The sequence below is a fragment of the Methylocapsa polymorpha genome, assembly GCF_045689225.1.
Classification (GTDB): domain Bacteria; phylum Pseudomonadota; class Alphaproteobacteria; order Rhizobiales; family Beijerinckiaceae; genus Methylocapsa; species Methylocapsa polymorpha.
Genome location: NZ_CP136863.1, coordinates 98,749 through 112,161 on the forward strand (window position 1 = coordinate 98,749; position 13,413 = coordinate 112,161).

A 13,413-nucleotide genomic window follows, 5' to 3' on the forward strand; every position below is an offset into this window, starting at 1 on the left:
CATTGCCGGCGTCAAGCTCATGCGCCGGACCAGCAAAGGGCGCCGTTGGACAATTGCAATTGAAGAACTGGACCGCGCCAGAGATTTGGACCGCCGCGCTTGCCACAGAGGTCAGAACCGCCATATGCGTTTCCTGCCAAAATTTGCGCCAAGGCCTTCGTGACCCGCCGTGCGACCAATGCCCTCAAACCGCTCTTGCTCGCGCTAAAGCCAGAATCACCTCTTTGGCGCTCCCTACAGAGGGCTCGAAGCCGCGCTCGCGTCTTGCCTGAAGCGCGCGCCTTCGCCGACAATCACTTCATCGCCCGGCTGCAGTCCGCCCTTGACGATTTCCGTGTAGACGCCATCGTCGAGACCAAGCTCCACTAGGAGCGCGGTTGGCTTTCCATCGCGCAGAATCCAAAGGCGCGGACCGTCGGGCGATGTCCTTGGATCGGCGCCGTCGCTCGCGACCGCGGGATTCCCGGGCGAATAGCGCAAGGCCTGATTCGGCGCGCGGAGGACGTCGTCGCGCCTCTCGGTCACGATCCTGACCGTCGCCATCATGCCGGGCTCGAGCAAAAAATCCGGATTAGGCGCCGCGACGACGATATCATGGGTCGCGCCCTGCTCAGACGTCTGCGGCGATGGCCGGATTTGCGCCACCTCTCCGGCGAAAGGACGGTTCGGGAAAGACGCGACTAGGAACGTCGCCTTGTCCCCGAGCTTCACCTCGTCGATGTCCTTTGCACTGACATTGGCGGCGATGTGAATGACGGCGAGATTTGTTCCGACGAGGAAGAGCTGCGTCTCTGAACCCGCTGCGACCGTCTGGCCTATTTCGACGCTGCGCGCGACGACTATTCCATCGACGGGCGAGGCGATATCGGTATTGCCGAGGTTGATCTCGGCGGCATGAAGCGCCGCTTGGAGCTTCTCGAGCATCGCCTCGTCGAGTTTCGTCTGCTCCTGCACCTGCGCATAGGCCTTGCGCGACTTGTCGCGCGCCTTCCGGGAAATGGCGCGATGGTTGGCTGGGACCGCATGGCGGTCTAATTCCGCTTTCGCTTGGGCGAGACTTGCTTTGTTCATTTGGAGCCGAGCCTCGGCTGCCGCGAGATCGGCCTTGGCCTGATCGACGACAATCTGATAGGGGCGCGGGTTGATTTTCGCGCAGAGCTGGCCCGCCTTCACTTTAGTGTTGGCGTCGCAATAGAGCGCCTGGATCACGCCCGACGCGTGAGTGCGGACCGGCGCGGTTGCCGTCGGATTGACGAGGCCGCTGGCAGTTACTGCGCGGACGATCGCGCCGCGATCTAGCGTCTGCGTCACGTATCGAGCGCCAGCGTCACGATGCAGGGACCAATAGAGTCCGCTGCCCCCGACAGCCGCCAGAACGGCGAGGGCGGCAGCTGCCGAGCGCCGCCCCAAGCCGCTCTTGGGGGCGCTTTGCAGAGCGTCTTGGATCGTATCCGAGCGTTCGCCGATCGCGCGCGGCTTCCCGACCTCATGCGATAGCGTCTCGGACCGCCAGTCAACAGCTTGTTCGTAGATGTCTTCCTCCTGGGCATTGTGCATGCGCACGAGGGATTCAATTGATTCGATGATGCGTTGCGCGTCCCGGATCAGGTATCGGTCAGATTCATCTGGACGAAGCCCGTCCGTCAGCCGCGCGAGGAGCTTCGCGAGGTGGAGAATCTCGCGATGAGCGCGGCTCATGGCCGACAGGCCATGGCCGTCAGCGAGGAAACTCGCGAGTCGGGGATAGATCGAGCTCTCGTCGTCGCGTTCGTGTTCGACAATTTCTCTGCCGACGATTCGATTGGCCTCGACGATACACTCTACGGCCGTCCCGGCAGCGGCGTCGTCCAGCGTATCCGCGATCTGGCGCAGGCGGTCGAGGCTCGCCGCAAGTCTTTGGTGATCCTCGTGCAGAATTCCCGCGGCCTCCGCCGGCATGGCGAGCCGGCGCGGCGCCCGACCTGGACTGAGCGCCCGCAACGCATTGAGGATCACCGCCACATCGATGGCCTCTTGGGCGAGCGCTCCGGCGACAGGGGTCAGCCAGCCAAAGGCGGCGGCCCCCATGGCCACGCCGGAAAGGGACATCCCGACGACAATGCTTTGCAGGGCGATAGCGCGCGTGCGCTGCGCGATTTTGACAGCATCGGAAACGCGATCGAGTCGATCGACGAGGATCACCACATCGGCCGCCTCGGAGGACGCGCTCGCGCCGCGCGCGCCCATGGCGATGCCGACGTCGGCCGCCGCCAAGGCGGGAGCATCATTGATGCCGTCGCCGACCATCAAGGTCGGGTTGAGCCGCTGTTCGATTGCGACGGCGTCGACCTTGTCGGAGGGGACGCGGTCTGCGAGCACTTCGTCGAGGTCGAGCGCGGCGCCGATCGTCTCGGCCGCGTCGGCGCGATCCCCGGTCACCATCACGATCCGCGCCACGCCCGCGGCTCGCAGGGCCTGGACGGCCCGAGGCGACTCGCGCCGCAATTCGTCCGCAAGCAGCAAAGCGCCGACCGCGCGCCCCTCAACGGCGACGAAAACGCTCAAGGCGGAGCGCCAGGAGGCCCGCCGAAGCGCCCGGCCCGCCCATTCTTCCGGTTGCCCTGCGCCATGGACAAGCTGATAGGAGCCGACCCGGACCTTTCGGCCGCCGACCACGCCTTCGAGCCCGGATCCCATGGTCTCGAAGACCTTTTCCGGGATCTCCAAGGACAGGCCCTTGCTACGCGCGGCGGCGACGATGGCCGCCGCCACGACATGCTGCGAGGCTTGCTCGAGAGAGGCCGCGAGCCGGAGCGCTTCATTCGGGTCTTCGCCGGGAGCGGTCTCGACGGCGACCAATCGGGCTCCGCCGACGGTCAGAGTGCCCGTCTTGTCGAACATCACCGTGTGCGTTCGCGCGAGCGCCTCGAGCGGGCCGCCGCCTTTGATCAAGATGCCGCGCCGCGCCGCCTGGGCGGCCCGGCGATGAAGGCCACGGGCGCGGCCAGGATCAAAGGACAGGGCGTCGCCGCGACGAGCACCGCCAGGCCTCGAACGGGGTCATGTGAAAGGATCCAAGCCGCGCCCGCCACTAGAAGCGTTACGGGAAGAAGAAGCAGCGCAAATCGATCCGCCATCCGCATGAAGGGAGCCTTGGCGGTTTGCGCCGCCGTGACCATTTTGATGATGCCCGCGTAGGTGCTGTCTCCAGCCGTCGCCGAGGCCTGCATCTCGAACGTTTCGCCCGCATTGATCGCGCCGCTCAGCGCCGCCTCGCCGGCCCGCCGCGTGACTGGAATGGGCTCTCCCGTCACGGCCGATTCGTCGAGCGTCGCACTCGGACTGGTGATCAGTCCATCGACGGGAACCACCTCGCCAGCCTGCACCAGAAGCGCATCTCCAATCGAAACATTGTCGATCGGCGTATCTTCGATGGATCCTTCGATCCGCCGATGCGCGATCCGCGGCGCGCGATCGACAAGCGATTTCAGATCCCGCTCGGCCCGCCCGACCGCGAAATCCTCCAGCGCGCCGCCGCCGGCATACATGACAGCGACGACCACCCCGGCCAGCGTCTCGCCGAGCGCCAGGGCTCCCAGCATCGAAAGGAGCGCAACCGCGTCGACCCCCATTCTGCCGGCCCGAATGTCACGAATGATCGAAAGGACAAGGCTCGAGGCCACGGGAATTGTTCCCGCCGCCCAGATCCACCGTGCTAGCCCGCCGCGTCCCGCGACAGCCACGGCGAGTCCGGCCGCAAGCCCCGCCAACGCGATGATGATGAGGGCTCGGCGCACCCTCCGCTCGTCGATCATCGGCGCCACTGTCATACAGGCTCACTCATTTTGCGTCGGACCTCAGTTTAGCTAAGGACGTCGTCCGCGTCCTTGCCGGTCTTTGCCACCGCGGAGCTAATACGTGAACCGGCTTTGGGCTCAATATGACAGAAGAACCGGCAGTTCCGCCTCGGCAAGCATGTCGCTGGTTACGCCGCCGAGCACCATCTGCAAGAGATGTGGATGCGCATAGGCGCCCATGACGAGCATACTCGCTCTCGCCATTGTCGCGTGATCTCGGAGGGTTTTCGCTATATCACGATGTTCCGTTTGCAGCTCCGTGACAGTCACGCTCATGGAATGGCGGGAAAGGTGAGCCGCCAGGTCCGCCCCGGCGATGCTTTTCGACGCATCAGGGGAGACGCACAGGATTTCGATCTGTTGAGCGCGCTTCAGAAGAGGCATGGCGTCCCCAACCGCTCGCGCCGCCCGAGCGCTTCCGTCCCAGGCGATCATGATCTTGTCGAACTCGACGCCGCCATCCCAATGGGGCGGGATGACGAGCACTGGGCGGCCGGACGTGAACAGCATTGCTGAGATCAGGTCGCTGTCGAGGGAAAAACCATATGTCGGCCGCGAAATGATAACGATATCGCTCGGTCTCGCCGCTGCGGCGAGGCTGTTATTCGTGTCCGTATAGGATTGTTGGACGACCTGAAACTCGACGGTTACGCCCCCAGTCGCTGCGGCGGTAGTTATTCTCTTTTCAGCTTCCTCGGCATGTTTGCGCCGCTCAGCATTGATCTCATCAACGACCGCATGAGCCAGCGGGACAAATCCGGCGCTCGGGATGCGAAAAATAGGAGCCGCAATCAAGACGGAGAGATGAGCCCGCTCGCGTGCGCAAAAGGCAATGGCGTAGTTTTCGGCGGCGCCGCTTTCCTCCAAAGGCTTCGGGGTCACTTCACCAAAACTTAGGCCGAGGCAGACACTTTTGAATGGCATATCGGCCTCCCCTCCTCATGGAGAGCCCACCCTGGGCTCTCCTTCATCTCGTACCTTTTGACATTGCTCAATCGGCGCCCATCCGGCTGCCGCAAATCATCGGCCGGAGAGCAAGGCCAGCCGTCAAAGCGCGACCTTTTTCTCCGGGACAATCACGGGCTCAACGTAAAGGACTTCGATCGCAGTGATGAGGAACAGCGCCAACGGCGCCGCGAGGAATACCGCTTGTGGGCCGAGCAGGAGCCCGCAAGAGATGACCGACAGCAAGGTCACGACCGGCGGCAGCGACGTCGCCTCCGATTGGATGATCGGCGTGATGAAGTTGCCCTCGATGAAATGCACGCCGACATACATTGCTATCACCGCGGCGGCGTAATAGGGCCCTTGGGCCAACGCGAAGAGCGTCGCAGGCACAGCGGCGACCACCGCGCCGACATAGGGCACGAATGAGAGCAAGCCGCCAACAAGGCCAAGGACAAGCGCCGCCTTGATGCCGAGCGCCCAGAGCCCGAGGCCCGAGAGAATGCCCACGGTGGCCATCACGGCCAACTGGCCCGCGAACCAGCGGCCCAGGATATTCGCCTCCGCATCGAATAGCCTTGATACGCGCGCCCGCGCGCCGGTAGACAGTAGACGGAGAATCCCACTCTTATAGCGTTGCGGCTGCGCCGCCAAATAGATCGCTATGATCGCCATGACGATAAGCGATCCGGCGGCCGCCGCCAAAGTTCGCACTACCGTGGCGAGCGCGCCAGCAATCCATCCCGTTGGCCCCGAAAGATCCGCAGTCTGAAGTTTGGCCAGCAAATCGCGTGCGTAAGGGCGCGCTTCTATCTGATCGGTCAGCCAGTTTAGGCCGGTCGGGATTTTCTGCGCCACTTCGTCGAGTTGTTCGCCGATGGCGGCGCCAAAGAACCATCCGATCGCCCCGATCAAAGTAAGTCCCGTCAGCACGACCATGGAAAAGCCAGCGGCATATCCGATCCGGATTCGATTTGCCAAAAGTCTTGCAATTGCGCTCATGCCAATGGCGAGCACAAGAGCGCCAAACAAAATCAATATGACGTCCCGCAATATCCACGCAGCGACGGCAGCGCCGGTCATTGCAATCAATAACGCCGCTTTCTCTATAAAGAGTCTAAGCGTGTTTTTGTTCAAAGCCTGATCAATCCGCCGCATGCTTGACGCCGCCTTCCGATTGAGTCGCCCGTCTCAACATCAACAACCCGGCGGCTTTTACGCAATGTGCTCCGTTTCCGGCTTGAAACGCAAAGCCTTGCCGCGGCCGATCGAGTTACGATGCACTAGAGGTGTACGGTTACGCGCCGCCATCGAGGGAGCCCCTCTGTTCGAACGGCGATTGGTGCCCACAGATAGGCGAGCCCCGATGAATCCGTTGAAGCGGATTAAATTCCACTCAATCCTTTTGCGTCAATGTCGGAAGCAGCGACGCAATTTCCTGGTCCCTGCTGAAATAGGTCACCATCAGCGCAACCATCGACAGCGTCGCTATTAATCCAGACAGCGCGCCAATGATCATTGGGGACGACTCGCCGGTTTCGTGGCTAAGATCGTGTCCGGCCAGCCCTCCAATCAGCGAGACAATCAAGATATTGATCAGAACGACGCGGGGAAACTTATCTGCCGCCGCATCGACGATAAGGCCTTTAGGAAGCAATCTCAACGCTACACGGCGCACGACGCCAGCGAGTAATACCGCGATAAAGCCGGATGCCAAGCCTATCGTCACCCCGTTAGTTACGAAAGCGCCCAAGAGAAGTCCGATAAGTGCGCCTCCTATGATCCCAGCGCCTAAGACCAGCACCACATAGATTGAAGTGAACCCACGATCCATAACGCGCCTCCTGTTTTAATTGGCTTCTGAAGCTGTATATCATATCAAAGCCCGGTGATGGTTGATCCATGTCAGCGTTAAGCCAAGGATTGATTGGCGTAACTTATGAACCATCGCTTTAGGGTCGTAAAAGACGATTGTGCCAGCAGTCGAGATTTATTGGGGTTGATTCATCCTTATGGTCATTCGCGTGAGTGTCATAAACCGCGTCGACTTTGCAAACCATCTACATCTTACATTCACAGACCCCAGCTGGGAACGGAGCGATGATGCAAGCTTCGCGCTGAACCCAGGCTGAATCGCTATTGGCAAAGCCCAACATTTGGCGAGCTCGACGAATTTTATGTTCGTAAGCGTGAGCCGGCCGACAAGCGCGCTTTCAATATAATCGCCCGGCGAAAACGAGAAATGCCGAGACCAGAATCAATTGGTCCAAACCAGAGATAGGACTGTTCAGGCCAGATTCAGCTCGAAGCGCGTAGGTATGTCTACTGCGACCAATCACTGGGACCGCAACGGAGATCGAAATGCGCGACTACATTATGCCTGCCGTTACTGCGCTCGCGATGTTCGCGGCGCTGCCCGCCTTGGCGGAGCCGCCCATCCACGAGAGCACTCGCAAGGATCTCGAAGACGCGATGAAGGGCGAAGCCTTCGCCTATCTCAAATATCTGGCGTTCGCGGAACAGGCGCGCAAGGACGGACATCCGGACATTGCCGAGCTGTTCGAGAGGACGGCCAAAGTGGAGCGCGAGGAGCATTTCGCGGAGCACGCCAAGCTTGCCGGGCTCGTGCGCAGCGACGCGGAGAATCTGGGCGACGCGATCAAGGGCGAGAATTACGAGACGACGACTATGTATCCAGACATGGCGAAACGCGCCCGCGCCGCTGGGGATAAAGACGCCGCGAAACATTTCGAGGAGGTCGCCGGCGATGAGGCGACGCATCGGGATCGATTTAAAGCTGAAAGCCTCAAGCTCGAACGGAAGTAGGCCAGCGCGAATAGGCGCGCGGTCCATTCCGGCGCCGCTTGATAGACATTCAACCCGGAGGAATTAGCATGTACAAGCACTTTATGATCGCTGTCTGCATTGCGGTATCGGGAGCCGCGGCGACGAGCGCAGGCGCTTCGGAACTCAGCCAGCTATGCGCCGCGAAAGCCGGCGTCACGCCTGTCAGAGTCGATGACGCCAAGATCAAAGAGATCCTGTCCGAACGCGGCTATACTCAGATCAAAGGCCTCGGCGAGGAGGAAGGCTGCGTCGAAGCCAAGGGCCTGGACAAGGATGGCAAACGGTTTGAGGTCTACCTGCACCCGCATACCGGCGACATCGTCCGGGTGCGCTGAGATGGACAAGGCGATGATGCGCAATGCGACCGCACCGACCCTGAACATGATCCCCGTCTGGGATCCGCTCGTCAGGATATTCCATTGGACGCTCGCGACATGTTTCATCGCCGCCTATCTCCTGACCGAGGGCAATGGCGCCATCCATCAGGCCCTCGGCTATCTCGCCGGGGGTCTGGTCGCGCTGCGCATCGCATGGGGCTTCATCGGACCTTCGCGCGCCCGGTTCGCAGATTTCGTTCCATCCCTGAGAAGCCTATTCGTCTATGTTCGTGATATGTCGCGCGGGCGCGAGCAGCGGTATATCGGCCACAATCCAGTTGGCGGCGTGATGATCGTCACGCTGCTTGCTCAGATCGCGCTTCTGGCCCTCACCGGTTGGCTGATGACGACCGACGCCTTCTGGGGCGTCCGCTGGCTGCAGGACCTCCATGAGGCGATCGCTCTTCTTGCCGCCCTCTGCGTGTGCATCCATGTTGGCGGAGCGATTTTCGAGAGCATTCGTCATCGCGAGAATCTCCCGCTCGCCATGATAACGGGGCGCAAACGTGCTTGAGACCCGCGCATTAATTTTGATCGTCGCCGCCGTGGCGTCGATCGCCGCAAGCCGCGCGATCGCCGCGGATGACCAGGATCGCGCATTATCGGCTCTTGAGGCGCGTCAAATCCTGCCGCTTAGCGAAATCTTGGCGCGCGCCCGACTGGGCGATGACCGCTTGCTTCGGGCCGAACTCGAGCGGGAAGCCGGCCGCTATGTCTATGAACTTCGCGTGATTGCGACGGATGGAAAGATCAGGCTCAGACATCTTGATGCGCGCACTGGAGAGATTCTGCCTGACGGAAAACTGTCCGACCATCCGGTCGGACGCGCGACGGACGAGGATGACTGATGCGCGTGCTCATCATCGAGGATGACCGCACCTTGTCGGCTCAGCTCAAGCAGGGCCTAGAGCGCGAGCGCTTCACCGTCGACGTGGCCGCGACCGGAGAGGACGGCGCCTATCTCGGGGCCGAAGAATTCTACGACACGATTGTTCTCGATCTCGGCCTGCCCGACAGGGATGGGCTCGACATCTTGAAACAATGGCGGGCGGCGGATCATAAGACCCCGGTTCTTATTCTCACCGCACGCGGAGATTGGCACGCGAAAGTCGTCGGCCTCAATGCCGGCGCGGATGACTACCTCGCAAAGCCGTTTGAAATTGCCGAAGTTGCGGCGCGGCTGCGCGCCTTGATCCGTCGGGCGCATGGTCAGGCAAGCCCCATTCTGCACTCCGGCGGCCTGGAGCTGGATTTGGCCGCGGCGGAGGTGCGGCGCGACGGGCGGCCGATCCGGCTGACCGCGCAAGAGTTCAAAACGCTCGCCTGTCTGATGCGCCACGCCGGGAACATCGTCAGCCAAGCCGAGCTGATCGAAGCTCTCTACGCGCAGGATTTCGATCGCGACTCGAATACGATCGAGGTGTTCGTCGCGCGGCTCCGGCGCAAGCTCGGCGCCGATGCGATCGAAACCGTGCGTGGGTTTGGCTATCGCCTGAGGTCGCAATGATCGGCATGCCCAGATCGCTGCGCGGGCGTGTCTTAACGAGCTCCTTGCTGGTTTGCGCGCTGACCTTTGGCGTGGCGGACGCGCTATTGGTCCATCTGTTTCGCAGCGAAATCGAGCGACGCTTCGACGCCGAGCTCTCGGCGCATCTTGACCAGCTGCTCGGCCGAGTTGGCCAGGACTCTTCCGGCGCTCTGGTCATCGCGGGGGTTCTCGCGGACCCGCGCTTCCAACAGCCCTACAGCGGCTTCTATTGGCAGGTCGAGGATCAAACCGGCAACCGCATACGCTCACGTTCGCTCTGGGACTCCGTGCTCCCTCTACCAGTCGACGCTCCTGCCGACGGCGAGGTTCATCGCCATAAGCTTGCTGGCCCAAACAGCCAACAATTGGTCGCGATCGAGCGCCGTGTGACTTTGCCTGGCTATTCTCAAATCGTCCGCGCCGCCATCGCCGCGGATGTCGCCGACCTCGAAAAATCCATCGCTTCATTCTCCTATGTTTTGCTTGTCACTTTCACCGCGGTAGGGGTTGGCCTCTCCATCCTCGTCGCCGGACAGGTTTGGATGGTGTTCCGACCGCTTGCGAGGCTCCACGCCCAAGTGATGGCCGTTCGAGGCGGCAGGAGCGGCCGGATCGATGGCGCCTTCCCGTCCGAAGTCGCGCCATTGGTGGAGGATATGAATGCGCTCCTGGCGCATAGCCGTGAGGTCGTCGAGCGTGGGCGGGTGCAGGCCGGCAATCTGGCGCATGGTTTGAAAACGCCCTTGGCGATCCTCGCTAACGCGGCCGATGCGCTCGGCGGCGGCGAAGCCTCAGAAACGGTGCGCACGCAGGCGGCAGCGATTCGGCGCCAGGTCGATCATGCCTTGGCGCGCGCCCGCGCCGTCGCCGCGGCGGGCCTTCCCGGAATTCACTGCGACGTCGCCGATCGCGTGTTCGAGGTCATGCGGGCGCTGGAAACCCTCTATCGCGACCGCAATCTCGATCTTGACGCCACACTCGTACAGCCGACCGAGGTCGCCGTTGATATCCAGGACATCGATGAAATGCTTGGCAATCTTCTCGACAATGCGTGCCGCTTTGCGCATAGGAAGGTTCGGATTGCGGCCGTGCGGGAAGCGGCCAGCTGCATCCTTACGATCGAGGACGACGGGCCTGGCATGGCGCCCGCCGCCGCCCAAGAGATCGGCCGCGGCGCGCTCCCTCTCGACCGAAGCCGGGGCGGAGTGGGCCTCGGCCTGGGCATCGTCCGCGACCTCGCCCGAGCCTATAAGGGCGAGCTGCGCCTCGATCGATCAAGCCTCGGCGGTTTGGCGGCGATCTTAGTCCTTCCCGTCGCGACGACGGCGATTGATCAAACTAAGCCGCTGAGGACTTAGTCAGTGTCATGCAATGCGCTTAACTTTGGTCGCGAGACGTCGCTTCGCGTTACCGTATTCTCAGAGCGGGATGTGCGGAGCGGCCAAATTGCAACGGCTTGCTTGAATGCTACACTCGGCAAGTGCCGTGAGGGCAGCTGGTAGTGCTTAATGCACCTCGGGGGGCCTGACTGCTTTCGTGCGAGGACCTCCGCAGGGCGCATTTGGCCCAAACATCTAACCAAAACGGCGAGCCTTCGACGGGCCGCCGGTAACGCATTTTCGAGGCTCGACCCATGACCCAGCGTTCATCCCCCGATTTCGTTCCAGAGTATAAGGAGTACGTTGCGTGGGACGCGCCTACGCGTTGGTTTCATTGGATCAATGCGCTCGCCGTCCTCGCGCTCATTGCGACTGGGGTCGTGATCCTCAACGACGACGCTCTAGGACTTTCGGCGGGAGGTAAAATCCTGCTGAAAAGTATTCATGTTTCGTTCGGCTACGTCATGGCCATCAATCTATTGTGGCGCTTCGTCTGGGCATTCTACGGCAACCGCTATACAGGCTGGCGAGGCATTCTGCCGGGCGGCCGCGGCTACCTGACGTCTTTGCGCGCCTACGTGCTGTCTTTCTTGTCCGGCGAGCCGCAACAATTCGTCGGACACAATCCCCTGGCGCGCATCGGAGTTTCCGTTCTTTTCATGCTCCTGCTCATCCAATTGACAACCGGGCTCGTCATCGCCGGAACAGACTTGTTCTGGCCGCCATTCGGGCATTGGTTCGCACAATGGATCGCCGCTCCGGGAGTTGACCCGACAGCCGTTCAGCCCGGCGCCTCCGACTTGATCGATAAGGCGTCTTATCAAGCCATGCGCGCGTTTCGCGGGCCAATCGTCGAGGTCCATGAGCTTGCGTTCTACGCTTTGGCAATTGTTATCGCCCTTCACATCGTAGCCGTGGTTCTCACCGAGCTTCATGAGGGCGGCAGCATCACGTCCGCTATGTTCACGGGCCGCAAGATCCTCACGAGGAAGCCGCCGGACGCCGAATGAGTTCTTGGTGCGTTCCCCGCTGTGATTCTTAACGCTCAATTGTAAACCGGCTCGAACCGTCTTCCCCGGTGCGGCTTTTGCCGCGCTGACCTCAGCGGGCCATATTCCATTCATGGCCAATTCATCGGAAGGGGCGCATTCATAAGGTGCTGCCGGGCTGACGCCAAAACGCTCGTCGCAAAAGGCTTGAATTTTGGGGTAGCACCGAAATCTCCCTCAAAAGAGCCTCAAAGGATGGGCATCCGTGCGGGCTCGACTGGTTTTTGCGGCTTGTGCGCCGACGCGTCTACTGTCAGGTCCCGGATTTCGTAAACGAAATCCTGTGGTGAGGGAGAAGATGGATAAGAAGATTGTTGGAATGATTGGCGCAATGTCCGCCGCGGCGTCGGGGAGCGCGGCGCAAGCCTCACCGGCGAATGTCGCCGAGCTGATGAACCCCGGCTCTTACGCCGAGCTGCTGGAGCCCATACCAAATGCGGCGGCCCTTCTACGTGCGGCGGACGCCGCAGCGGCCAGAGCGGCCTTCGCCAACAAGACGGTTTCAGGAAACGCAAAAGTGAGAGTTGCGCAATATTACCCAGCCTATCCCGACTATCCTTATTATCACCACCACCATCATCATCATCACCACCATTACTATCCGCCGTACGATTACCACCACCACCACCACCATCATCATCATCACCATTATTATGAGGAATATGATGGGCAGCCTGAGTAGGTGAGGCATTGCGGTCAAGATGGTTGAGACCTGTTGCGGGCGATTATTTCTTCCTGCTTTTCTCTGTCGCCGCCCGGTGGATCTGGCGATAGGTTGCGTCAAATACCGTATTGGTGGTTGAGATCCACTGGGTTGCCGCCGACAAAGTCGAGCGGGAGTTGTAAATCCGCCGCGCTTGGAGTTCGCGCTCAGCGGCCTCCTCTTCCGACATCGGGACCAGCTGAAAGTCCGGATCTTCAGGGATGACGATGATCTGCGCGAATGGCTCGCCCAATCTGAAGATATGGGTTCGGCCTTCGCTCGGCGATTTGAAAACCATGAAGAACATCATGGGCCACCAGTTCCTCAAGAGCGCCGGCACGGCGATAGGGACGGTGTCGGTCGCATCGGTATAGAAGCGGGGATGTGGTTCCGTTCTAAACGCGAACCCTTCTTCAACCTTTAGGTCCAGAAGTATTTGATAGGTGTAATATTGGTCGCCGAAAGATCTGAACGGCGGCTGATAGGCGCCTGTCTCATCGGGGCCCGAGCGGCCTTCGATTACGAGGCGACCATCCCGCGTGCTCACACGCAGGTCCTGCTCGAACGGATAGAACAGCTCAATTCCGTATTGCGCGCCTTCCGCGAAGGGGATGCAATGCCACGGCTGTTCGTGGGAGCCGGTCTTGCGAGGCTCGGGCTCACCGCCCCAACCAGGCACGTCTAGCTTCGTCCGGCGCGGCTTGAGTCCGGGATCGCTGAATCGATATTTGATCTTATGCATAAGCTCT

13 protein-coding genes and 1 pseudogene are annotated in these 13,413 nt (G+C 61.1%); 8 read left to right on the forward strand and 6 right to left on the reverse strand.

All coding sequences use genetic code 11. The annotated features are described in order from the left end of the window. Positions 1–234 precede the first annotated feature (234 nt). From RZS28_RS18990 to RZS28_RS19010, 5 genes and pseudogenes are all read right to left on the reverse strand, one after another. Positions 235–1,311: an efflux RND transporter periplasmic adaptor subunit gene (locus RZS28_RS18990; protein ID WP_318655281.1), complete on the reverse strand. Its 1,077-nt coding sequence runs from the start codon at positions 1,309–1,311 to the stop codon at positions 235–237. Between the two features lie 201 nt (positions 1,312–1,512). Beyond that, positions 1,513–3,794, reverse strand: a pseudogene (locus tag RZS28_RS18995) (heavy metal translocating P-type ATPase); the annotation flags it as partial. A 120-nt stretch (positions 3,795–3,914) separates the two neighbouring features. Next, positions 3,915–4,760 (reverse strand): universal stress protein, encoded by an 846-nt coding sequence (locus RZS28_RS19000; RefSeq protein ID WP_318655241.1) that lies wholly within the window; start codon positions 4,758–4,760, stop codon positions 3,915–3,917. A gap of 123 nt (positions 4,761–4,883) precedes the next feature. Beyond that, a complete protein-coding gene (locus RZS28_RS19005) occupies positions 4,884–5,864 on the reverse strand; it encodes an AI-2E family transporter (RefSeq protein WP_407341223.1) in 981 nt (326 codons plus the stop codon). A gap of 313 nt (positions 5,865–6,177) precedes the next feature. Then, on the reverse strand, positions 6,178–6,615 hold the full coding sequence (locus tag RZS28_RS19010; RefSeq protein ID WP_318655243.1) for a hypothetical protein: 438 nt from the start codon (positions 6,613–6,615) through the stop codon (positions 6,178–6,180). Between the two features lie 527 nt (positions 6,616–7,142). On the opposite strand from RZS28_RS19010, the gene RZS28_RS19015 reads away from it, so the two are divergent. The 8 genes from RZS28_RS19015 (at position 7,143) to RZS28_RS19050 (ending at position 12,643) form a co-directional block, all read left to right on the forward strand. Then, positions 7,143–7,607: a rubrerythrin family protein gene (locus RZS28_RS19015; protein WP_318655244.1), complete on the forward strand. Its 465-nt coding sequence runs from the start codon at positions 7,143–7,145 to the stop codon at positions 7,605–7,607. Between the two features lie 68 nt (positions 7,608–7,675). Further along, entirely contained in the window at positions 7,676–7,963 is a 288-nt protein-coding gene (locus RZS28_RS19020; RefSeq protein ID WP_318655245.1) for a PepSY domain-containing protein, read from the forward strand. A gap of 13 nt (positions 7,964–7,976) precedes the next feature. Then, the gene (locus tag RZS28_RS19025) at positions 7,977–8,519 is read left to right on the forward strand and encodes a cytochrome b/b6 domain-containing protein (RefSeq protein ID WP_407341224.1); all 543 of its coding nucleotides are present in this window, start codon (positions 7,977–7,979) and stop codon (positions 8,517–8,519) included. Next, positions 8,512–8,853 carry a PepSY domain-containing protein gene (locus RZS28_RS19030; RefSeq protein WP_318655247.1) on the forward strand — a complete coding sequence of 114 codons (342 nt, stop codon included), beginning with the start codon at positions 8,512–8,514 and terminating at the stop codon, positions 8,851–8,853. The genes RZS28_RS19025 and RZS28_RS19030 overlap by 8 nt, the downstream gene beginning before the upstream one ends. Beyond that, entirely contained in the window at positions 8,853–9,512 is a 660-nt protein-coding gene (locus RZS28_RS19035; protein WP_318655248.1) for a response regulator transcription factor, read from the forward strand. The genes RZS28_RS19030 and RZS28_RS19035 overlap by 1 nt, the downstream gene beginning before the upstream one ends. A gap of 44 nt (positions 9,513–9,556) precedes the next feature. Next, a complete protein-coding gene (locus RZS28_RS19040) occupies positions 9,557–10,891 on the forward strand; it encodes an ATP-binding protein (protein ID WP_407341225.1) in 1,335 nt (444 codons plus the stop codon). A gap of 275 nt (positions 10,892–11,166) precedes the next feature. Next, entirely contained in the window at positions 11,167–11,922 is a 756-nt protein-coding gene (locus RZS28_RS19045; RefSeq protein ID WP_318655250.1) for a cytochrome b/b6 domain-containing protein, read from the forward strand. Positions 11,923–12,259: 337 nt separating this feature from the next. Beyond that, positions 12,260–12,643: a hypothetical protein gene (locus RZS28_RS19050; protein ID WP_318655251.1), complete on the forward strand. Its 384-nt coding sequence runs from the start codon at positions 12,260–12,262 to the stop codon at positions 12,641–12,643. Positions 12,644–12,686: 43 nt separating this feature from the next. On the opposite strand, the gene RZS28_RS19055 is transcribed toward RZS28_RS19050, so the two are convergent. Continuing rightward, complete coding sequence (locus RZS28_RS19055; protein ID WP_318655252.1) at positions 12,687–13,406, reverse strand: hypothetical protein; 720 nt, start codon at positions 13,404–13,406, stop codon at positions 12,687–12,689. Positions 13,407–13,413: the final 7 nt, after the last annotated feature.